Origin of the sequence: Streptococcus sanguinis (assembly GCF_003943735.1) — a bacterium.
Classification (GTDB): Bacteria; Bacillota; Bacilli; order Lactobacillales; family Streptococcaceae; genus Streptococcus; species Streptococcus sanguinis_E.
Genome location: NZ_RJMV01000008.1, coordinates 57,814 through 78,850, shown reverse-complemented (window position 1 = coordinate 78,850; position 21,037 = coordinate 57,814). Strand labels below are relative to the sequence as shown.

General features: G+C 36.0%; 22 protein-coding genes. 21 read left to right on the top strand and 1 reads right to left on the bottom strand.

Annotated elements, in window-relative coordinates; translation table 11 throughout:
• Positions 1–38 precede the first annotated feature (38 nt).
• Together D8877_RS08950 and D8877_RS08945 are read left to right on the top strand one after the other, a co-directional pair.
• Positions 39–323 carry a DUF5962 family protein gene (locus D8877_RS08950; protein WP_000969636.1) on the top strand — a complete coding sequence of 95 codons (285 nt, stop codon included), beginning with the start codon at positions 39–41 and terminating at the stop codon, positions 321–323.
• 13 nt (positions 324–336) lie between these two features.
• The gene (locus D8877_RS08945) at positions 337–633 is read left to right on the top strand and encodes a DUF5966 family protein (protein ID WP_000998893.1); all 297 of its coding nucleotides are present in this window, start codon (positions 337–339) and stop codon (positions 631–633) included.
• A 13-nt stretch (positions 634–646) separates the two neighbouring features.
• Here the strand turns inward: D8877_RS08945 and D8877_RS08940 are convergent, their stop codons facing one another.
• The gene (locus D8877_RS08940) at positions 647–844 is read right to left on the bottom strand and encodes a hypothetical protein (protein WP_125353098.1); all 198 of its coding nucleotides are present in this window, start codon (positions 842–844) and stop codon (positions 647–649) included.
• 159 nt (positions 845–1,003) lie between these two features.
• On the opposite strand from D8877_RS08940, the gene D8877_RS08935 reads away from it, so the two are divergent.
• The 19 genes from D8877_RS08935 to D8877_RS08845 all read left to right on the top strand — a co-directional run bounded on the left by D8877_RS08935 (position 1,004) and on the right by D8877_RS08845 (position 21,035).
• Complete coding sequence (locus tag D8877_RS08935) at positions 1,004–1,645, top strand: peptidylprolyl isomerase (protein WP_125353090.1); 642 nt, start codon at positions 1,004–1,006, stop codon at positions 1,643–1,645.
• Positions 1,646–1,654: 9 nt separating this feature from the next.
• Positions 1,655–2,740, top strand: a complete 1,086-nt coding sequence (locus D8877_RS08930; RefSeq protein ID WP_125353088.1) for a toprim domain-containing protein — start codon at positions 1,655–1,657, stop codon at positions 2,738–2,740.
• Positions 2,741–2,790: 50 nt separating this feature from the next.
• The gene (locus tag D8877_RS08925) at positions 2,791–3,024 is read left to right on the top strand and encodes a DUF5965 family protein (RefSeq protein WP_000152422.1); all 234 of its coding nucleotides are present in this window, start codon (positions 2,791–2,793) and stop codon (positions 3,022–3,024) included.
• Entirely contained in the window at positions 3,021–3,404 is a 384-nt protein-coding gene (locus D8877_RS08920) for a DUF5945 family protein (protein WP_002933294.1), read from the top strand. The genes D8877_RS08925 and D8877_RS08920 overlap by 4 nt, the downstream gene beginning before the upstream one ends.
• A gap of 37 nt (positions 3,405–3,441) precedes the next feature.
• Positions 3,442–3,714 (top strand): hypothetical protein, encoded by a 273-nt coding sequence (locus D8877_RS08915; protein ID WP_048773358.1) that lies wholly within the window; start codon positions 3,442–3,444, stop codon positions 3,712–3,714.
• A gap of 67 nt (positions 3,715–3,781) precedes the next feature.
• A complete protein-coding gene (gene pezA, locus D8877_RS08910; RefSeq protein ID WP_048773360.1) occupies positions 3,782–4,258 on the top strand; it encodes a type II toxin-antitoxin system antitoxin PezA in 477 nt (158 codons plus the stop codon).
• On the top strand, positions 4,258–5,028 hold the full coding sequence (pezT, locus tag D8877_RS08905) for a type II toxin-antitoxin system toxin PezT (protein WP_048773362.1): 771 nt from the start codon (positions 4,258–4,260) through the stop codon (positions 5,026–5,028). Before pezA ends, pezT begins: the two co-directional genes overlap by 1 nt.
• Positions 5,029–5,282: 254 nt before the next feature.
• Positions 5,283–5,966: a LexA family transcriptional regulator gene (locus D8877_RS08900; protein ID WP_048773364.1), complete on the top strand. Its 684-nt coding sequence runs from the start codon at positions 5,283–5,285 to the stop codon at positions 5,964–5,966.
• A gap of 2 nt (positions 5,967–5,968) precedes the next feature.
• The gene (locus D8877_RS08895) at positions 5,969–7,384 is read left to right on the top strand and encodes a Y-family DNA polymerase (RefSeq protein ID WP_125353086.1); all 1,416 of its coding nucleotides are present in this window, start codon (positions 5,969–5,971) and stop codon (positions 7,382–7,384) included.
• Positions 7,381–7,746: a hypothetical protein gene (locus D8877_RS08890; protein ID WP_048773369.1), complete on the top strand. Its 366-nt coding sequence runs from the start codon at positions 7,381–7,383 to the stop codon at positions 7,744–7,746. The genes D8877_RS08895 and D8877_RS08890 overlap by 4 nt, the downstream gene beginning before the upstream one ends.
• Positions 7,736–8,026, top strand: a complete 291-nt coding sequence (locus tag D8877_RS08885; RefSeq protein WP_001080187.1) for a DUF5960 family protein — start codon at positions 7,736–7,738, stop codon at positions 8,024–8,026. The genes D8877_RS08890 and D8877_RS08885 overlap by 11 nt, the downstream gene beginning before the upstream one ends.
• 294 nt (positions 8,027–8,320) lie before the next feature.
• The gene (locus D8877_RS08880; protein ID WP_048773372.1) at positions 8,321–8,680 is read left to right on the top strand and encodes an SAG1252 family conjugative relaxosome accessory protein; all 360 of its coding nucleotides are present in this window, start codon (positions 8,321–8,323) and stop codon (positions 8,678–8,680) included.
• 1 nt (position 8,681) lies between these two features.
• The gene (locus tag D8877_RS08875) at positions 8,682–9,047 is read left to right on the top strand and encodes a MobC family plasmid mobilization relaxosome protein (protein ID WP_048773374.1); all 366 of its coding nucleotides are present in this window, start codon (positions 8,682–8,684) and stop codon (positions 9,045–9,047) included.
• Entirely contained in the window at positions 9,034–10,863 is a 1,830-nt protein-coding gene (locus D8877_RS08870) for an SAG1250 family conjugative relaxase (protein WP_125353084.1), read from the top strand. Before D8877_RS08875 ends, D8877_RS08870 begins: the two co-directional genes overlap by 14 nt.
• A 103-nt stretch (positions 10,864–10,966) precedes the next feature.
• Entirely contained in the window at positions 10,967–11,194 is a 228-nt protein-coding gene (locus tag D8877_RS08865) for a helix-turn-helix domain-containing protein (RefSeq protein ID WP_020998542.1), read from the top strand.
• Positions 11,195–11,463: 269 nt separating this feature from the next.
• Positions 11,464–11,733, top strand: a complete 270-nt coding sequence (locus D8877_RS08860) for a DUF3173 family protein (protein ID WP_000450956.1) — start codon at positions 11,464–11,466, stop codon at positions 11,731–11,733.
• Positions 11,705–12,892: a tyrosine-type recombinase/integrase gene (locus D8877_RS08855; protein ID WP_048773378.1), complete on the top strand. Its 1,188-nt coding sequence runs from the start codon at positions 11,705–11,707 to the stop codon at positions 12,890–12,892. Before D8877_RS08860 ends, D8877_RS08855 begins: the two co-directional genes overlap by 29 nt.
• 352 nt (positions 12,893–13,244) lie before the next feature.
• A complete protein-coding gene (locus D8877_RS08850) occupies positions 13,245–18,929 on the top strand; it encodes a ZmpA/ZmpB/ZmpC family metallo-endopeptidase (protein ID WP_125353082.1) in 5,685 nt (1,894 codons plus the stop codon).
• Positions 18,930–19,298: 369 nt separating this feature from the next.
• Entirely contained in the window at positions 19,299–21,035 is a 1,737-nt protein-coding gene (locus D8877_RS08845) for an ABC transporter ATP-binding protein (RefSeq protein WP_125337429.1), read from the top strand.
• The last annotated feature ends 2 nt before the right edge of the window (positions 21,036–21,037 follow it).

The following is a 21,037-nucleotide window of genomic DNA, read 5'->3' as shown; positions in this document are numbered from 1 at the left end:
GCGGTAGAATAAAGATAGAAAGAAACGAGGTAACGATTATGATGGAAGATACCTATTATCAATTAGAAGAGGCTTTGGTACAGGGATTTCAAACGCCTGAAGAATACCAAGCCTACAAGGAGTTAAAAGAACATTATGAGGAAGTGACGGGGGATTACAGCTTTTCTATACGAGAACTCACTAGCCAATTGGAAATCTCTCTTCAGAATCATCGAGGTGTGGACTTTGAAGAGCATGAAAAAGAGGAGTATTTGGACTTAGTTCAAAAGCTAGAGGAATTTGATTCCTCTCTTGCCACCCATTATCGTCAATTGATTGATTAGGAAGGAGAAAGTCATGAATGATTTACTCCTTATCCCAGTAATTTTTTTAGCAGTAGGAGGAATTCTCATTCTTTTATGGAGACTCTTTCTTATTGCCAGTGGACTTTTCCTTATTGGTTTTATCAGTTTTCTTATTTTCGTGGAGGTCTATGGAATTTATTTGTTCTTTACTGAACCGACTTTATACTTTGATGATATCAGGCAACATGGTTTAACTAGTTTTACGGCTGTGTACCTTTTCATCAATCTGATGTTGGTTCTAGGATTCAGTTGGCGTTTCATAAACTCCAAAACTAAGGAAAGTATGTAAACTTGTTAGATGGTTAAAAAACTTTATCTGAATCTAAATTCGGATAGGGTTTTTTATTTGCCTTGATTCTTTCATATACATCATAGCTAAATTGGAGTAATAATTTATGATAATTTTTATCCTCACTATTATTACTTGTATTTATGGCTTGTTTATGGCGTTCAATATGAGAAAGAGCTCTTCTCAAATTTTCTTCTTTTAAATTTTTCATAGTTACATTATAAGATGAAGACATCTAGTTTTGATTTTTTTCTCTGAACTGTACGATTTTGCGCCTGAAATGTAGGAATCACCTTTCGTTAAGGTGTGATAAAACTTACAAGTCCTTTTTGTTATTCTTGACCTAGTTTTTATAGAAAGAAGGTCTAAGATGTTAAATAAAGTCAAAACTAAAGCCTTAATTAGTGTTGGAGCAGTAGCCGCGACTAGCTTTATTCTCATGATGGGATATACTGTTGGTCAACATTCTACTGCTAAACAAAGTCGCAAAGAAATCGAATTGGCTGCAGCTAAACTTGTAGAGGATAAACAAGCAGAAGATAAAGCCAGCATTTTGTCATCAGATACTGTAAAAGAATTTTTGACACAGTACTATACGAAAGAAAAGCTCGGAGAAAATAATACACGTATTCAACCTTATATGACTGAATCAGCTTATTCTCAAGAATTGACAAGTCAAAACGATGCCATGAACCAAGTGTATAAGGACTATATTTTGGATTATCATTTTGAAAAAGCTGATATTTTTGTCAATCAGACTACGAATCAAGCCATTGCCATGGTCTCTTATAATGTAACCTATGTATCCGATTTAAAGAATGCCAACCAATCAAAGACCAATCAGACAGAAACCAGAACGGTTAAGTTGTCTTATTCGAAACTACCAGGTAAGTTATTGGTCAATCAAGTGCAGGTTTGGAAATCTGGGTTAGATGATTTAGATAAGGCCACTCCTAAAACTTTAGAAGAATCATCATCAATACCATCACTGCCAAATACTACGACAAAATGATGATATTGCATGGAAATAGAAGAATGTAAGCAAATTTCAATTCTTGATGTAGCCAATCGTTTAGGTATCTCCTTTAAACAAGTTTCTAACCGTGTCTATGAACATCCTGAACACGATTCATTCCGAATTTTTTCTACTACCAATACTTTTAAATGGTTTTCAAGAGATATTCAAGGTGATGTTATTGATTTTGTTCGACTTGTTAAGGGAATCTCTTTTAAAGAAGCTCTAGCTTTTCTTTCTGAAGAACCTTTTCAAAAAGAAGCTGTTCAAGAAAAAAGAGAGAGACCATTTTATTATCCTTTAAAGAGAGTAGAAGATTCTAACTGTAGTCTGGCCAGATATTACTTAACAAAATGTAGAGGAATCTCAGAAGAAATCATAGAAAAGATGATTCAACAAGGTTTGATAGCACAAGCTAGTTGGAAAACAAATGAAACTGTTGAACCTGTTATTGTTTTTAAAAGCTTTGATCATCGTCACAAACTGCAGGCAGCAAGCTTACAAGGGATATATAAGAATCACTCTCTTCCTAGAAAGAGGTTAAAAACGATTCTAAAAGGAAGCCATGGACATGTTGGAATATCCTTTGACATTGGTAAACCAAATAGACTGGTCTTTTGTGAATCGTTCATCGACTTGATGAGCTATTACGAACTGCATCAACAAAGTCTATCAGATGTTCGCTTGGTATCTATGGAAGGATTAAAAAGGTCTGTTGTTGCTTATCAAACTTTACGACTGATAGCTGAAGAAAATCAGAAGTTGGAATTTTTGGATACAGTAATACCTTCAAAGTTATTGCCTTTAATCAATACAATTCGTGATACCACCAGCTATTTTGATAATCATCCTGATTTATTGACACTTGCGGTAGATTGTGATGATGCAGGAAAAGATTTTTCTGATAAGTTATCTCAATCAGGATTTCCTGTTTTCCTGGATTTCCCTGATAATGAATCTGGGAAAGAAAAAGTAGACTGGAATGATGTCCTTAGAGAAAAGAAATCAGATTTACAATTGATGATCGAGAATGCAAAAGATACATTGAGGAATCAACCAGTAAGACAAACCTCTCAATGTTTAGAATTGTGATAACAAAATCAAGACGTTTTAGCTAATATTAGAATGAAGGAGGATCGTATATGACCATTATTGAACGCTTAGAAGAAAAGGTCACTAGGCAAGAAAGTAAGGTAGCAAGAGAGACAGAAAAACTAGCTGCTTACAAAGAGCAACTGGAGACAGCGATGTTTGCGACGTTCAAAAGACGTCAAAGCATTAGTCACATGAGTTTTGAAGAAGCTCTTGACCATGCCTTCGGTAGAGAAAGACAATTCGATGATTCTGAATTTAGAAAGGATGAAATGAGTGAATGACAAAAGATTGGAATTTTAATCAACCATTAGAAAGTAAATCAGAAAATCAAGAAGATCCAGATAAAATTGCGGCCTTATTTGGTAATCATCAAGGAGGTAATGATGTAAATTATGAAGCAGCTTTTCAAAAGCGTAAACAAGCACCTGTGACGGAATCAAATTCTAGTTCTAAACCCAAAGTTACAGAGGTTAGAACAGGAAAAGAGACAGATATCACTACAAGTTATCAGCAACATCTTAAAAGACTGATTGCGGATAACAATAGCGATATTCAAAGTAGTCAAAAGAAAATTGAAGAGCTACATACGTTGATTGACACAAAGAATAAAGACAATAAGAAATTGCAGTCCATTTACGATGCGATTTCCGAATTACACTAAGCAGTCCTGATAGGCTGCTTTTTTTGAGAGGTTATAGATGTTTACAACATTTTTTAAGAAAAATCAAGACAATAGTGATGTATTTAAGAAGCTAATTCATCGACTATCTGATATGTCTGTCCAAGATCTTGAAAAAATAGACCGACTGCTAGATATCATTTTCACTCCAGAACAAGAATCAGAACAACTAAAAACAGAATCAATTTATAGGGAAGAAACATTGGACGACACATTAAAGGAAGCTAAGAATCAACTTCATAAGGAACAATTGGAGAAGAATTTAGAGAGATTTAGGAAAAATAGTCAATAATGCACCAAAATTGGTGCGTTATACTTTTTTATGCTATAATTGAATTATAAAAATAAAGGAGTTTGCCATGATTGGAAAGAACATAAAATCCTTACGTAAAACACATGACTTAACACAAGACGACTTTGCCCGAATTGTAGGAATTTCTCGAAATAGCTTGAGCCGGTATGAAAATGGAACGAGTTCAGTCTCTACGGAACTAATAGATATCATTTGCCAGAAGTTTAATGTATCTTATGTCGATATTGTTGGAGAAGATAAAATGCTCAATCCTGTTGAAGATTATGAATTAACTTTAAAAATTGAAATTGTGAAAGAAAGAGGTGCTAATCTATTATCTCGACTCTATCGTTATCAAGATAGTCAGGGAATTGGCATTGATGATGAATCTAATCCTTGGATTTTAATGAGTGATGATCTATCTGATTTGATTCATACGAATATCTATCTAGTAGAAACTTTTGATGAAATAGAGAGATATAGTGGCTATTTGGATGGAATTGAACGTATGTTAGAGATATCTGAAAAACGGATGGTAGCCTAATGGAAATCCAAGATTATACCGATAGTGCATTCAAACATGCTTTAGCTCGGAACGTTCGCTCACTGACAAGAGGAAAAAAATCCAGTAAGCAACCTATAGCGATTTTGCTTGGAGGGCAAAGTGGAGCTGGTAAGACTACAATTCATCGTATTAAACAGAAAGAATTTCAAGGAAATATTGTTATCATAGATGGCGATAGTTTTCGCTCTCAACATCCACACTATTTAGAACTGCAGCAAGAATATGGCAAAGATAGTGTTGAATACACCAAAGATTTTGCGGGTAAAATGGTAGAGTCTTTAGTAACAGAATTGAGTCATTTGGGATACAATCTTTTGATAGAGGGAACTTTACGAACGGTTGATGTTCCAAAGAAAACAGCACAACTCTTGAAAAATAAGGGATATGAAGTACAATTAGCCTTGATTGCGACAAAGCCTAAGCTGTCCTATCTGAGCACCCTTATCCGATACGAAGAACTGTACGCTATCAATCCAAATCAAGCACGCGCAACTCCAAAAGAACATCATGATTTCATTGTAAATCATTTAGTTGATAATACACGACAATTGGAAGAAGTAGCTATCTTTGAAAGAATTCAAATTTACCAACGAGATAGAAGTTGTGTATATGATTCAAAAGAAAATACAACTTCAGCAGCAACCGTTCTTCATGACTTACTATTTGGAGAATGGAATCAAGTAGAGAAGGATATGCTTAAATCAGGAGAAGAAAGATTGAAAGATTTAACTAATCGAAATGGTTTGTAGAGTTAGATTTTTAAAATAAAGTCTATTGGATCGTCAATTAAAAAATAACGATCCTTTTTTATATTCTCTATCTTCTTGTTCTTCATATTTTTTCAAAAGTTTTAGCATTCTTCAGTGATGATTTCCTAACAATATAAGTACGAATTTAGAGTAGTTTATGATTATTTTAAATCTTGGGGATTATTAAACTCTTGATTTTTTCCAGCAGCTATGGTATTCTTTTGTTAGTTAATAAACTTACAAAAGGAGAACAAATGTTTTCACCTATTAAATTAAAAGAAAAAAGAGAAAGTCAGGGGTTATCACAATCTCAACTTGCATCCAGTTTGGGAATCAGTAGAGCTTCATACTTTAATTGGGAATTAGGTAAAACAAAGCCTAATCAAAACAATCTAACCAAATTGAGTCAGATTTTGAATGTTGATCCTCGATATTTTGAATCAGAGTATGAAATAGTTGAAACTTATCTCAAGCTAACTGAAAAGAATCAAAAAGCGACACTTCATTATGCAAAAGAATTATTGAACAATCAAAACTCTAAAGTTGTAGAAGTTTCTGAACGATTTGCTTATAAGGTCTATGAAAAATTATCAGCTGGTACAGGAACAGCTTACTTTGATGATGGTAATTACGATACAGTTTACTTCAATCATCAATTTGATTATGACTTTGCATCATGGGTGTTTGGTAATTCAATGGAACCGACATATGAAAATGGTTCTGTAGCCCTTATTAAGCAAACAGGATTTGATTATGATGGAGCTATCTATGCCATCGATTGGGATGGTCAAACCTATATCAAGAAAGTGTATCGTGAAGAAAATGGACTTCGTTTAGTTTCACTCAATCGAAACTATTCAGATAAGTTTGCGCCTTATGATGAGAATCCTCGTATCATAGGGAAAATTGTTGGAAACTTTATGCCTTTAGAGGACTGAGTATGACTTGGTTTGATTATAGTCTCGAACCTAAAAGCGACATTGCCTTTATTGATATGAAATCTTTTTACGCAAGTGTAGAATGTGTAGATAGAGGCCTGCATCCACTTAAGACTTCACTTTGTGTTATGAGTCGTGCAGATAATTCTGCGGGTTTAATTCTTGCCTCCTCTCCTATGTTTAAGAAGGTATTTGGGAAATCAAATGTTGGACGTTCCTATGATTTACCATTTGATGTAAAGACTAGAAAGTTCTCTTACTATAATGCTAGAAAGCAAGGGTTACCGACAACGATAGACTATGTCCGTTATATAGAAGAGTGGGCAAAATCAACAGTGATTGTTCCTCCGAGAATGGATACTTATATTGCAGTCAATATGGAGATTCAAAAAATCTTTCAAGATTTTGCAGCACCAGACGATATTTATCCCTACTCAATTGATGAAGGTTTTATTGATTTAACAAGTTCATTAAATTATTTTGTGCCTGATAAAAGTATTAGTCGAAAAGATAAGTTAGACATCATCTCAGCTGCTATTCAAAAAAAGATTTGGAGAAAAACAGGAATCTATTCAACGGTTGGTATGTCTAATGCCAATCCCTTATTAGCAAAGTTAGCACTAGATAATGAAGCTAAAAAGACTCCGACAATGAGAGCCAATTGGTCCTATGAAGATGTTGAAAAGAAAGTATGGTCTATCCCTAAAATGACAGATTTCTGGGGAATTGGGAATCGGATGGAGAAGAGATTACATAGTTTAGGTATCTTTTCGATTAAAGAATTAGCTAAGGCTAATCCTGACTTGATTAAAAAAGAGCTTGGTATCATGGGCTTAGAGTTATGGTTTCATGCTAATGGGATTGATGAAAGTAATGTTCATAAACCTTATAAGCCAAAGTCAAAAGGAATAGGGAACTCTCAAGTTTTACCTAGAGATTATGTCAAACAAAGAGATATTGAAATCATACTTCGTGAGATGGCAGAACAAGTTGCAGTTAGATTGAGAAGAGCTGGTAAGAAAGCAACTGTAGTTTCTATACACTTAGGGTATTCTAAAGTGGAACAGAAACGATCTATTCATACTCAAATGAAGATTGAACCAACCAATCAAACAGCACTACTTACAAACTATGTTTTAAAGTTATTTCACACTAAATATACTTCAGGAGCTATCAGAAGTGTTGCAGTGAGCTATTCAGGTTTAGTAGATGAATCATTTGGATTGATTTCATTATTTGATGATGTTGAGAAAATAGAAAAAGAAGAAAGGCTCCAGTCCGCAATTGATGCTATTCGAACAGAATTTGGTTTTACTTCACTATTGAAAGGGAATGCCCTGGATCAAGCTTCTAGAACAATCGCAAGAAGTAAACTCATTGGTGGTCATTCAGCTGGAGGATTAGATGGACTAAAATGATGAATCGTTCTTATTTACCTTTTTTGTCTGCAAGAGAGTATCAAGACCGTGGGATGGCTAAGTGGATGGGATTCTTTTTGTCAGAACATTCCAGTTCTCTTTGGGAAGAAAAAAATAGAGAAGACATCTCCATTTCCCTATCAATGGAAGAGAAAGTTCTATTTGTTCGTCAACTTTATACGAATGTATTCCCAGCAACTTTTGTTTGTAAGCTCTCAAATAGAAGAAAAGTAGTATCGGGTATTGTTAAAGAGATTGGGAGAGAGTCTATATCCATTAAATCAGACTCTGGTTTTCTTCGATTAAGATGGGGAGATATACTCGATATACAGATAGAAGGGGTAGATTTATATGAATCGTAAAGAATTATATGATGATAAATTACAGCTAGATTATTTTTCTGATTCTTATTTAAGGTTTGAGTCAGATTTTTACAAGTATTCTGCTTTAGATATACCATTAACATTTATCACTGATGATATTTTACGCACCATGGCTATGTCTCAGAAACATTATTTTAAATTAAACAAAAGCAAATCTTTAGACAATCGTGATCATTACTTTGTTTTTTCTATCAAGATGAACAAAGATAGTAGTGGGATTAGGCAGTATGAATATCAGAGACATTGTTTTAATTTGTAAGAGTCCGATAGGGCTCTTTTTTCTGTGATAATTTTATCAAAAAGTATTTGTTATACTTTTTTTAATTTAGATTTATCTTGGGGGTTTGGGGGCGTGCCACCACATTTTCATATCGTTTGTTTTTTAAACCGTGAGGTTTGAAATGGCAGGCGATATGATTTTTGGGATATTGTGGACACAATATCTGAGCTCGCAAAGCCTTACAAAAATGTTGAATCTATTTTGAAAAATATACTGACAGTGTCTGTAAGCTTACATTGTCAGTACAGGTATCAATGAGGGAGGAAAAGTCATATGAAAAGAGATATACGTAGTATTCGGAAACAATTTCGCTTAACAGAAACGGAAGAAAAACAAATATTAGATTTAATGAGAGAGAAAGGAGAGGATAATTTTTCTGATTTTCTCCGTAAAAGCTTACTATTGTCTGATGGACAAAAACAGATGGAAAAATGGTTCAACATTTGGAAAAATCAAAAGTTGGAACAAATTAGCCGTGATGTTCATGAAATATTAATAATTGCTAAAATAAATCATCAGGTTACTCAAGAACATGTTTCTATTCTGTTAACTTGTATTCAAGAATTAATTAAAGAGGTAGAAAAAACAAGTCCTCTTAGTGAAGATTTTAGTAACAAATACATGAGGTGGTAGAGTGGAACACCGATATAGAACAAATTTAAAAAAAGTCTTTTTATCTGATCTCGAATTAGTCAAATTAAATGAAAATATCTCAAAAAGTAACTGCTTATCCTTTTCAGAATATGCTAGACGAACTCTATTAGATCCTGGTATGAATTTCATCACCATTGATACGAATAGTTATCAAGATTTAATTTTTGAATTAAAACGAATAGGAAATAATATTAATCAAATCGCCAGAAGCATAAATTATTCGAACTTAATAACGGAAGTTGAATTAGATGAATTGAGAAAAGGTATAGAAGAGTTAATAGTAGAAGTGGAGAAAGATTTTCTTATCCAATCTGAAAAATTGAGGAAATTTTATGGTCGTCACTAAACACTTTGCGATACATGGAAAAAATTATCGTAGTAAACTAATCAAATATATTTTGAATCCAAGTAAAACAAAAAACCTAACACTAGTTTCAGATTTTGGCATGAGAAATTATTTAGATTTTCCTAGTTATAAAGAACTAGTGAAGATGTACAATGATAATTTTTTAAGCAATGATACTCTTTATGAAATTCGTCATGATAGGCAAGAAGCAAATCAAAGAAAAATTCATTCTCATCATATCATTCAGTCCTTTTCTCCAGATGACCATCTTACTCCAGAACAAATCAATCAGATTGGTTATGAGACAGTTAAAGAGTTAACAGGTGGTAGATTTCGATTTATCGTGGCAACTCATGTTGATAAAGATCATATCCACAATCACATCATACTAAATTCAATTGATAAGAATTCTGATAAAAAGTTTCTATGGGATTATAAAGCAGAACGTAATCTAAGAATGGTTTCAGATCGTCTTTCAAAAATTGTAGGCGCAAAAATTATAGAAAATCGTTATTCTCATCATCAGTATGAAGTTTATCGAAAAACAAATTACAAATACGAAATAAAACAACGAGTATATTTTCTAATCGAGAACTCGAAAAATTTTGAAGATTTCAAGAAAAAAGCAAAAGCTTTACATTTAAAAATTGATTTTAGACACAAGCATGTTACTTATTTTATGACTGATTCAAATATGAAACAAGTCGTACGTGATAGTAAATTGAGTAGAAAACAACCTTATAATGAAACTTATTTTAAGAAAAAGTTTGTTCAAAGGGAAATCATAAACATCTTAGAATTTTTACTTCCGAAAATGAAGAATATGAATGAATTGATTCAACGAGCAGAATTTTTGGGCTTAAAAATAATTCCGAAAGCAAAACATGTTCTATTTGAATTTGATGGGATTAAGATTTCAGAGCAGGAATTGGTAAAAACGAATCAGTATAGTGTTAGTTATTTTCAAGACTATTTTAATAACAAAAATGAAACTGTTGTCTTAGATAATAAAAATTTAGTTGAACGTTACAATGAAGAAAAGCTAATTAAAGAAAAAAAGTTGCCGACAGAAGATGGGATATGGAAATCATATCAAGATTTCAAGAGAAATAGGGATGCTGTTCATGAGTTTGAAGTAGAGTTGAATCTTAATCAAGTTGAAGAAGTGGTAGAAGATGGAATTTACATTAAGGTACAGTTTGGAATCCGACAAGAAGGACTTATTTTTGTACCAAATATTCAAATCAATATGGAAGAAGAAAAAGTTAAAGTATTTCTCAGAGAAACTAGTTCTTACTATGTATATCATAAAGATTCAGCAGAAAAAAATCGCTTTATGAAAGGTAAAACTTTGATTAGACAATTTAATCTTCAGTATGAATCGCAGTATATGTATAGAAGAATTCCTCTAAGCAAAATTAAAGAAAAAATAGAACAATTAGATTTTCTTATATCTTCAGAAACTAGTTCGAATACTTATGAAGACATAACAAAAGATTTCATTGACCAAATATCATATCTAGAGAATATGATTCAACAAGTCCAAGATAAAATTGATAATTTGTCTAGTTTAGAGGAAATATTGTTGAATGATATGGAAAATGGTTCAGGAAATTTAGAAGATAATATTAATGTCAAAATATCAGTGGACACAATAGAGAAAGATTTGTTCATTTATAAAGGAAGGCTTGAAAAACTGAAGGAACAACATAGGGAAGCTATAAATTTATTTGAGATGTTTAATCGTACGATAAAGAACTACCAGAAAACAAAAAATACGAAATCTATCAAGGAAAATGAGATACATATAGAGTAAACAATTTCCTAAAAAGTATATCTAGAATAGTTTCATGTTCCAATTTGTCACATATTTAAAAATAAGAAAATAACTATATTATACTTGTTTTAGGAGACATTGGATGTTGAAAAGGATTAGAGATTTACGCGAGGATGATGATTTGACACAAGAATATGTTGCAAAAACAATCTTAAATTGTACAAGATCAGCGTATTCTAAAATGGAATCAGGTACCAGGTTAATCTCTATAGATGACCTTATCAAACTTGCAGATTTTTATAATGTAAGTTTAGATTACCTTGTAGGTCGAGTGGATAATAAAGAAGACTATTACTCTAAAAAGTATTAGGTTAAGAAAGCACATTGACAATTGAATAGTCCAAAATGGTACTTTCCTCATTTGTGGAGCAGTTTTGAATGGCTCGCCATGATAAGAGCGATATTAAAACCATCAATAAAATAGAGCGATACTTTATATGCCATGATACAAATGATATACAATGATACTTCTGACCGTTCAGGCTGCCACCGTAAAAGAGCAGCAAGTGAAATTCTTATGATGACTTCATCAGTCATGCCATGGAGGTGAAAAAATCTAAGAAAGGAAGTAGTAAAATCATGGAAACAGTAAACTATAAAGATTTAGTTGCGATTGGTTTTCCAGAGCACACATCGAGAAATATTATTAGACAAGCAAAAAAAATTGCTGTAAAAAAGTTTGAAGAAGCTAGAAAAAATGATAAGAATGCGGTACAATTAGGTTGTTCACCTTTCGATAATAAAAGGTTAGGCATTGCTCCTAAAAATATTGTAGAAAATTTAATTGGTATTTCTTTTTCAGATATAGAAGGTGAGAAAAATGGTTATATCAAAGACAAAGAAATATAAAGGTGTATACAAAGATTCAAAAGGAAAAATTTACTTTCAAATTGAATTAGGAGTTGATCCAATAACTGGGAAAAGAATTCAAAAGAAAGGAAGGAAAAATCAACAGGGACTACCGTTTAATTCTTTTAAGGAAGCTTATGAAGAGATACTTCGTTTAAAACATGAATTTGTGAACTCTACTATTAATAATAGTTTTCTAACTTTTAGAGAGTTTATGGAAGAGATTTATTTAAAATATTATCAACAAAAAGTTCAATTTGTAACTTATCAGACCGCTTTACCACATCATCAGTTATTTATTAAGCAATTTGGTAGTAAAAAATTATCAGATATTAGTACTATTGACTGTGAAAGATTTCGCTTAGCTATTATAGACAAGTATTCTAGTAACTATGCTAAAAATATGTGGTCTAGATTTAAAGCGTGTCTGGGCTATGCAGAAAGATTGGGTTATATTGATAGAGTTCCTTTTAAAGGATTAGATAATCCTAGAGGAAAGCACCCTGATACAAAATTTTGGACATTTGATGAATTTAAGAAGGTAATAAACTCTTTTGATATTAGTGAGTATGAGGGACTCCATAATTACATGACAATCTGGTTATATTTTATGACTGGCTTAAGAGTTAGTGAGGGTATTGCTCTTAAATGGGAAGATATTGATTTTGAACGTAAATGGATTCATGTTCATTCGACAATTGAGAAAGACAAAAACGGTGTATGGTATGCTAAACAACAAACAAAGACAGTAGCAGGGAATCGTAAAATTGATTTAGATGATTTTACGATTACAATACTTAAAAAATGGCGAGAAGTTCAAATAAAGAATGATGATAAAGATTATGTAATATCACGTTTTGGTGCCCCCTTGTGTAAGTCTACAATTTCTAGGATAATAAAAAGGCATGCTAGAGTTGCGGGTGTACCAGAAATTACGGGGAAAGGTTTAAGACATAGTCACGCTTCCTACCTTATAAATGTATTGCATAAGGATACCTTATATGTTTCATATCGATTAGGACATGCTGATAAGTCAACCACGTTGAATACATATAGTCACTGGTATTATTCAGGTGATTCAACAATTTCAGAAGAGATTACAGACAGTTTAGATAATCTTGGATTATCAATTTACCTACCAAATTCCTGCCAAAGTTGAAAATGGAGGAATTAACCCACTAATACTGGGAGAAAATAAGATTAGCAAATTGTTACTCTTAAATAATAGAGTTTCCAATCATAGAAATCAACCAAGTCGAAAGACTTGGTTTTTTGTATCCAAAAATCACTTTTATGTTAAAACGCTAACAAAAAATAGGATTGTATGATATAATTTAGACAGATTATTGCGATTTAGGAGATATTATGAATAAGATAAAAGTTATATGAGATTGTTGATTAGGGAATTTTTGTTAGGGGGATTCAGATGAATGAATGCAACGGCTTACTGTTGCCCATTCTCTGGTTAAAGGATTTGTTATTCTTTTTAGAATAATTTGAAAGGGATTTTAATGAAAAAGTTTTTTGGGGAGAAGCAAACTCGGTTTGCTTTTAGGAAATTAGCTGTCGGGCTTGTTTCGGCTGCTATTTCTAGTTTATTTTTTGTTTCTATCGTTGGGGTTGACTCTGTTCAAGCACAGGAAAAGTTCAATGTTCACTATAAATATGTGACAGATACTGAAATAACTCCGCAAGAAAAGGAGTTGATTGTAAGTGGATTTCCTAAAATGTCAGAAGGCAACGAGGAGACTTACTATCTTGTCTACAGGTTAAACTCAAATACTGGAGCAAAAACCTTACCGAATACAGGTGACAATAACCATTCCAATACTATGATGACGGCTGGTCTGTTAACGACGATAGGATTGGTTGTTTTTGTTGTGTCAAAAAGAAAGGTTCAAAGCAAGTTCCTACTGACTGTTTTGGTGGGTGCTGGTGTCAGTGGAGGTTTGATACTATCCGTTGATGCACTGGGAAATGGTATCTTGCTACAGTATAATGCCGAATATCAAGTATCGGCTGGGGAAAGTCTGCCGTCACCGGGTGAGATCTCGGGCTATACCTATGTTGGCTACATAAAAGTTGAATCGATTAAGAAATTATTAGACAATAAGATTCTTGATAATCAGCAGAATGCTAATGAGGATAAAGAAGTTTTAAACCAAAATAAGAATCTAGATTATTCTCTTTCTTTTGATAAGAATGGGCTGAAAAATCAAACTCTTGGCGTCAATACAATTGAGCCTCAAGATGAAGTCTTGTCTGACCGAGCAGCTAAGCCTGAGCTATTATACAAAGAAGAGAACATTGAAACTGAGATAGCCTTTGGAGAACAAATACAAGAGAATCCTGATTTAGCTGAAGGTACTGTAAGAGTAAAACAAGAAGGCAAACCAGGCCGTAAAATCGAAGTCGTTCGAATTTTTACTGTAGATAATGCGGTAGTTTCTAGAGAGGTTCTTTCGACTAAAATAGAGGAAGCAACTCCTAAAATAGTGGAAAAAGGGACTAAAAAGCTTGAAGCGACTAGCGAAAAATCAGTAGCTTCTAACTTGGTGGAACCCGAGCAAGTCGCTCCCTTACCAGAGTACACAGGTGTCCAATCAGGGGCAATCGTTGAGCCTGAGCAGGTGGCTTCCTTGCCTGAGTATACAGGTGCATTATCGGGAGCCATAGTTGAGCCTGAACAAATTGAACCGGAGATAGGGGGTGTTCAATCCGGGGCAATAGTAGAACCTGAGCAAGTTCCTCCATTACCAGAATACACCGGTGTTCAAGCAGGTTCAGTAGTGTCACCTGAACAAGTGACTCCCTTACCAGAGTATACGGGAACTCAAGCAGGCGCGGTAGTCGAACCTGCGCAAGTGACTCCATTGCCAGAGTATACGGGAACTCAATCAGGTTCAGTAGTGTCACCTGAACAAGTGACTCCCTTACCAGAATATACAGGGGTTCAAGCAGGAGCAATCGTAGAACCTGAACAAGTGACTCCTTTACCAGAATATACAGGGGTTCAATCAGGTGCGGTAGTCGAACCTGCGCAAGTGACTCCCTTACCAGAGTATACGGGAACTCAAGCCGGTGCAGTAGTGTCACCTGAACAAGTGACCCCCTTACCAGAATATACAGGGGTTCAAGCAGGAGCAATTGTTGAACCTGAACAAGTTTCTTCATTACCTGAATACACAGGAACTCAAGCTGGAGCGATTGTTGAGCCCGAGCAGGTAGAACCTCCGCAAGAGTATACTGGAAACATTGAACCAGCGGCGTCAGAAGCGGAAAATCCTGCTGAAAAAGCTCAAGAGCCGAAAGAGCAGAAGCAAGAACCAGAAAAGAATATCGAGCTAAGAAATGTATCTGATGTGGAGTTGTATAGTCTAACGAATGGAAAATACAGGCAACACGTTTCTCTGGATGCAGTTCCAAGCAATCAAGAGAATTATTTCGTGAAAGTGAAATCATCTAAATTTAAAGATGTCTTCTTGCCGATTTCTTCAATAGTTGACAGCACGAAAGATGGTCAGCCAGTTTATAAAATTACAGCAAGTGCGGAAAAATTAAAACAGGACATTGACAATAAATACGAGGATAACTATACTTTTTACCTTGCCAAAAAGGCAGAGAAAGAAGTTACAAACTTTACGTCCTTTAGTAACCTAGTTCAAGCTATAAATAACAATCTCAATGGAACCTATTATTTAGGTGCTAGTCTGAATGCCAACGAGGTTGAACTAGAAAATGGCGCTAGCAGTTATATAAAGGGCAGATTTACTGGTAAACTCTTTGGCAGCAAAGACGGAAAAAATTATGCTATTTATAATTTGAAGAAGCCTTTATTTGACACTTTGAGCGCTGCTACTGTAGAAAATCTGGCTCTTAAAGATGTGAATATCTCAGGAAAAACTGATATTGGGGCCCTTGCAAATGAAGCCAATAATGCAACAAGGATTAACAATGTCCACGTAGACGGTGTTCTGGCTGGCGAACGTGGCATTGGTGGCTTGGTGTGGAAGGGTGATAATTCTAAGATTGCGAACAGCAGTTTCAAGGGAAGAATTGTCAACTCCTATGAAACGAGGTCACCGTACAATATCGGAGGATTAGTTGGTCAACTGACTGGCATCAATGCAGTAGTTGATAAGTCAAAAGCTGCAATTACCATCTCGTCAAATGCGGATAGCACAAACCAAACTGTCGGCGGCCTTGCAGGTCTTGTCGAGAAGGATGCGCTTATCAGCAACAGTTATGCCGAGGGCAACATTAATAATGTGAAGCGCTTTGGAAGTGTTGCTGGTATAGCTGGCTACTTGTGGGATAGAGGGTCTAACGAAGAGAGACATGCAGGAAGATTGCATAATGTTCTTAGCGATGTCAATGTTATGAATGGGAATGCGATTAGTGGCTATCACTATCGAGGTATGAGGATAACTGACTCATATAGCAACAAAGATAACAGAGTCTACAAAGTGACTCTTGAAAAGGATGAGGTTGTCACCAAGGAATCTCTCGAAGAGAGAGGGACAATCCTTGATGCTTCTCAAATCGCAAGTAAGAAATCTGAAATTAACTCTCTTGCTGTACCGACTGTCGAAACCTTGCTGACTAGCACTAATAAAGAAAGTGATTTTTCTAAGATTGAAGACTATCAAGCCAGTCGAGCTTTAGCATATAAGAATATTGAAAAATTACTGCCGTTTTATGATAAGGCAACCATTGTCAAATACGGTAATCTGGTAAAAGAAGATAGCGCTTTGTTTGAAAAAGAAGTCTTATCTGCAGTCATGATGAAGGATAATGAAGTGATTACAGATATCGCTTTGCATAAAGAGGTGGCTAATAAGCTCTTGCTGCACTATAACGATCATACATCTGAAACGCTAGATATTACTTACCAATCTGACTTTAGTAAGTTAGCAGAATACCGTGTAGGCGATACAGGTCTCATCTATACGCCAAATCAATTCTTGCATAGTCATAGTTCGATCATCAATGAAGTTTTGCCTGATTTGAGAGCGGTCGATTATCAATCAGAGGCTATCAGAAACACCTTAGGTATTTCTTCAGGAGTTTCACTGACGGAATTATACTTAGAAGAGCAGTTTGCCAAAACAAAGGAAAATCTAGCAAATACACTGGAAAAACTGTTGTCTGCTGATGCAGTCATTGCTAGCGAAAATCAAACGATTAATGGTTACGTCGTAGATAAAATCAAACGCAATAAGGAAGCCTTGCTTCTAGGTTTGACCTATTTAGAGCGCTGGTACAACTTTAACTATGGTGACGTGAATGTCAAAGACTTAGTCATGTACCACATGGATTTCTTTGGTAAGGGCAACGTATCACCGCTAGACACGATCATTGAATTAGGTAAATCTGGCTTTAACAATCTTCTGGCCAAGAACAATGTTGATGCTTATAGCATCAGCCTTGCCAACAATAATGGAACAAAAGATTTGTTTAGCACGCTTGTCAATTACCGAGAAGTATTTTTACCAAACAAAACGAATAATCAATGGTTCAAAGAGCAAACCAAGGCTTATATCGTTGAAGAAAAATCAGCTATTGATGAGGTGAGGGTCAAACAAGAGCAAGCTGGCAGCAAATACTCTATTGGTGTTTATGATCGAATTACCAGCGACACTTGGAAATACCGAAATATGGTTCTACCTTTGCTGACAATGCCTGAAAGATCAGTCTTTGTCATATCGACTATATCCAGTCTTGGTTTTGGTGCCTATGACAGATATAGAAATAATGAGCACAGAGCAGGAGCAGAACTCAATAAGTTTGTTGAGGATAATGCTCAGGAAACTGCAAAACGCCAACGCGACCATTATGACTATTGGTATAGAATATTAGACGAGCAGGGTCGTGAAAAGCTCTATCGAAATATCTTGGTCTATGATGCCTATAAGTTTGGAGATGATACTACTGTTGGCAAAGCTACAGCGGAGGCGCAATTCGATAGTTCTAATACGGCCATGAAATACTTCTTTGGACCTGTTGGAAACAAGGTTGTACACAATAAGCATGGTGCCTATGCTACTGGAGACGGGGTTTACTACATGGGCTATCGCATGCTGGACAAGGACGGAGCCATTACCTATACCCATGAAATGACGCATGATTCTGATAATGAGATCTATTTAGGCGGATATGGAAGAAGAAGCGGTCTTGGTCCAGAATTCTTCGCCAAGGGCTTGTTGCAAGCACCGGACCATCCAGATGATGCGACAATCACGGTCAACTCAATTCTCAAATATGACAAGAATGATGCGACTGAAAAATCTCGTTTGCAAGTCCTAGATCCAACTAAACGTTTCCAAAATGCGGATGATTTGAAAAACTATGTTCACAATATGTTTGATGTCATTTATATGTTGGAGTACCTAGAAGGGATGTCAATCGTGAACCGTCTATCTGATGTACAGAAAGTAAACGCGCTAAGAAAAGTCGAGAATAAATATGTTCGAGATGCTGATGGAAATGATGTTTACGCAACCAATGTGATAAAAAATATTACAATGGCGGATGCGCAGAAAATAAACTCATTCGACAGTCTGATTGAAAACAATATTCTTTCAGCGCGTGAGTACAAAAATGGTGATGTAGAAAGAAACGGCTACCATACGATTAAACTCTTCTCTCCGATTTATTCTGCATTAAGCAGTGAAAAAGGAACGCCTGGAGATCTTATGGGACGGCGTATGGCTTATGAACTTTTGGCAGCTAAAGGTTTCAAAGATGGTATGGTTCCTTATATCTCTAATCAGTATGAAGATGATGCTAAGCAAAACGGGAAAACCATCAGTATCTATGGTAAGACAAGAGGTCTGGTAACAGATGACTTGGTTTTACGCAAGGTCTTCAACGGTCAGTTTAATAATTGGACTGAGTTTAAGAAGGCTATGTATGAAGAACGTAAAAACAAGTTCGACAGCCTGAACAAGGTCACATTTGATGATACAAGACAACCATGGACAAGTTATGCTACTAAGACTATAAGTACCGTGGGAGAGTTGCAGGCATTGATGGATGAAGCCGTACTCAAAGATGCAAATGATAATTGGTATTCTTGGAGCGGCTATAAACCAGAACATGACAGTGCTGTCCACAAGCTTAAAAAAGCAGTCTTTAAGGCTTATCTCGACCAAACCAATGATTTCAGAAAATCAATCTTCGAAAACCAGAAGTGATTGGTTTGAGTGTGTCAAATGGTCTGCAGAGTTGCAAGTCTGAAATGTTAGGGCAGAGCTTGAATTACTCTTAAATTCAGACCTTCTTGCAGATAAGAAATGACGAACCTAGTGAAAACTAGGTTTGTTTTTCTATATAAGTCATGCAATTAAAACTGTAGCTAGTCTGCTTTCAGGCAGTTTGTTGCTGACAGTCAGTTATGAGGCTGATACTAGACAGGAAAAAAGTCCCCAATAACCTTTACCCGCTTTCATATTTTTGTTATAATATCTATAGTAAGGCGTGCGTTTGCGCGCTCTTTTCTGTGTTTGAAAAGTACTGAATGTTTTAAAGTGAGTTATTTTTGAATAGATGGTGAAGGAGGAGTTATGTTATACATTTGGTCTTATTTGAAGAGATATCCTAAGTGGCTGGTCTTGGACTTTGTCGCAGCAATCTTTTTTGTAATCGTCAATCTAGGGTTGCCAACGGTGCTGGCTCGGATGATTGATGAAGGAATTAATCCTAAGCAGACTGACCGGCTCTTTTTCTGGGCTTGGGTGATGTTTGGCGTTATTATCTTAGGAGTGCTGGGGCGAATCGTTCTGGCTTATGCGGCTGGGAAGCTAACGACGACCATGGTGCAGGACATGCGCAATGATCTCTATGCTAAGCTGCAAGAGTATTCTCATCATGAGTATGAGCAAATCGGTGTATCCTCTTTGGTCACGCGCTTGACGTCAGATGCTTTTGTACTCATGCAGTTTGCGGAGCAAACCCTGAAAATGGGTGTCATTACTCCCATGATGATGCTGTCCAGTATTCTCATGATTTTTCTGACCAGTCCGTCTCTGGCCTGGATTGTAGCTGTTTCAGTGCCTTTCTTGGCTGTCGTGGTCATTTATGTAGCGGTTAAAACCAAGCCCTTGTCTGAAAAGCAGCAGAAGACTCTTGATAAGATTAATCAGTACGTGAGGGAAAATCTGACTGGTCTACGCGTTATTCGAGCTTTTGCGCGTGAGGAATTTCAAGAGAAGCGTTTTGCTGATGAAAATGAGGTCTATGCGCAAAACTCCAATAAGCTCTTTAAGCTGACTGGTCTGACAGAGCCACTCTTTGTACAGATTATTATTGCCATGATTGTGGCCATTGTCTGGTTTGCCCTAGATCCTTTGCGGGACGGCAGTCTTGAAATCGGAAATCTCGTTGCCTTTATCGAATACAGCTTTCACGCCCTGCTGTCCTTCCTCTTCTTGGCCAATCTCTTTACCATGTATCCTCGGACAGCGGTATCGAGCCAGCGGCTCAAGGAAGTCATGGACATGCCAATCTCAATCAATCCTAACGAAGATGGTGTAACCGAAACAGAGACGAAGGGTTATCTGGAGTTCGACAATGTAACCTTCGCTTATCCGGGTGAGACGGAGAGTCCTGTACTGCATAATATTTCCTTCAAAGCCAAGCCAGGTGAGACTATTGCCTTTATCGGTTCAACTGGTTCTGGTAAGTCTACACTGGTGCAGCTGATTCCGCGCTTTTACGATGTAACACTAGGTAAGATTTTAGTTGATGGTGTGGACGTCCGCGAGTACAATCTGAAGGCTCTGCGTCAGAAGATTGGCTTTATCCCGCAGAAAGCTCTCCTATTTACCGGAACTATCGCGGAGAACCTACGCTACGGAAAGGAAAAAGCCAGCCAAGAAGAGCTGAGTCAGGCAGCTGACGTGGCTCAAGCCAAGGACTTTATCGAGAGCCGGGAAGAGCGTTTTGAGACTCATCTGGCTGAGGGAGGCAGCAATCTATCCGGAGGGCAGAAGCAGCGGCTCTCTATCGCTCGAGCGGTGGTCAAAAAGCCAGATATCTATATCTTTGATGACTCTTTTTCTGCTCTGGATTATAAGACAGATGCGGTGCTTCGTCGTCGCCTCAAGGAAGTGACAGATCAGGCAACAGTGCTGATTGTAGCTCAACGGGTAGGAACCATCATGGACGCTGACCAAATTATTGTTCTGGATCAGGGTGAAATCGTTGGACGCGGCAAGCATGAAGAGCTGATGGAAACCAATAATATCTATCGTGAAATTGCGGATTCGCAGCTAAAAAATCAAGCTTTGACAGAGGAATAGAA

What these genes read in the sequence shown, in the direction of transcription:
- D8877_RS08880 (WP_048773372.1), top strand. Translation starts at nt 8,321, where the DNA reads ATGAAAAGAGATATACGTAGTATTCGGAAACAATTTCGCTTAACAGAA.
- D8877_RS08850 (WP_125353082.1), top strand. Translation starts at nt 13,245, where the DNA reads ATGAAAAAGTTTTTTGGGGAGAAGCAAACTCGGTTTGCTTTTAGGAAA.
- D8877_RS08870 (WP_125353084.1), top strand. Translation starts at nt 9,034, where the DNA reads ATGGTCGTCACTAAACACTTTGCGATACATGGAAAAAATTATCGTAGT.
- D8877_RS08950 (WP_000969636.1), top strand. Translation starts at nt 39, where the DNA reads ATGATGGAAGATACCTATTATCAATTAGAAGAGGCTTTGGTACAGGGA.
- D8877_RS08915 (WP_048773358.1), top strand. Translation starts at nt 3,442, where the DNA reads ATGTTTACAACATTTTTTAAGAAAAATCAAGACAATAGTGATGTATTT.
- D8877_RS08865 (WP_020998542.1), top strand. Translation starts at nt 10,967, where the DNA reads ATGTTGAAAAGGATTAGAGATTTACGCGAGGATGATGATTTGACACAA.
- D8877_RS08940 (WP_125353098.1), bottom strand. Translation starts at nt 844, where the DNA reads ATGAAAAATTTAAAAGAAGAAAATTTGAGAAGAGCTCTTTCTCATATT.
- D8877_RS08845 (WP_125337429.1), top strand. Translation starts at nt 19,299, where the DNA reads ATGTTATACATTTGGTCTTATTTGAAGAGATATCCTAAGTGGCTGGTC.
- D8877_RS08920 (WP_002933294.1), top strand. Translation starts at nt 3,021, where the DNA reads ATGACAAAAGATTGGAATTTTAATCAACCATTAGAAAGTAAATCAGAA.
- D8877_RS08900 (WP_048773364.1), top strand. Translation starts at nt 5,283, where the DNA reads ATGTTTTCACCTATTAAATTAAAAGAAAAAAGAGAAAGTCAGGGGTTA.
- D8877_RS08860 (WP_000450956.1), top strand. Translation starts at nt 11,464, where the DNA reads ATGGAAACAGTAAACTATAAAGATTTAGTTGCGATTGGTTTTCCAGAG.
- D8877_RS08890 (WP_048773369.1), top strand. Translation starts at nt 7,381, where the DNA reads ATGATGAATCGTTCTTATTTACCTTTTTTGTCTGCAAGAGAGTATCAA.
- pezA (WP_048773360.1), top strand. Translation starts at nt 3,782, where the DNA reads ATGATTGGAAAGAACATAAAATCCTTACGTAAAACACATGACTTAACA.
- pezT (WP_048773362.1), top strand. Translation starts at nt 4,258, where the DNA reads ATGGAAATCCAAGATTATACCGATAGTGCATTCAAACATGCTTTAGCT.
- D8877_RS08945 (WP_000998893.1), top strand. Translation starts at nt 337, where the DNA reads ATGAATGATTTACTCCTTATCCCAGTAATTTTTTTAGCAGTAGGAGGA.
- D8877_RS08855 (WP_048773378.1), top strand. Translation starts at nt 11,705, where the DNA reads ATGGTTATATCAAAGACAAAGAAATATAAAGGTGTATACAAAGATTCA.
- D8877_RS08925 (WP_000152422.1), top strand. Translation starts at nt 2,791, where the DNA reads ATGACCATTATTGAACGCTTAGAAGAAAAGGTCACTAGGCAAGAAAGT.
- D8877_RS08935 (WP_125353090.1), top strand. Translation starts at nt 1,004, where the DNA reads ATGTTAAATAAAGTCAAAACTAAAGCCTTAATTAGTGTTGGAGCAGTA.
- D8877_RS08930 (WP_125353088.1), top strand. Translation starts at nt 1,655, where the DNA reads ATGGAAATAGAAGAATGTAAGCAAATTTCAATTCTTGATGTAGCCAAT.
- D8877_RS08885 (WP_001080187.1), top strand. Translation starts at nt 7,736, where the DNA reads ATGAATCGTAAAGAATTATATGATGATAAATTACAGCTAGATTATTTT.
- D8877_RS08895 (WP_125353086.1), top strand. Translation starts at nt 5,969, where the DNA reads ATGACTTGGTTTGATTATAGTCTCGAACCTAAAAGCGACATTGCCTTT.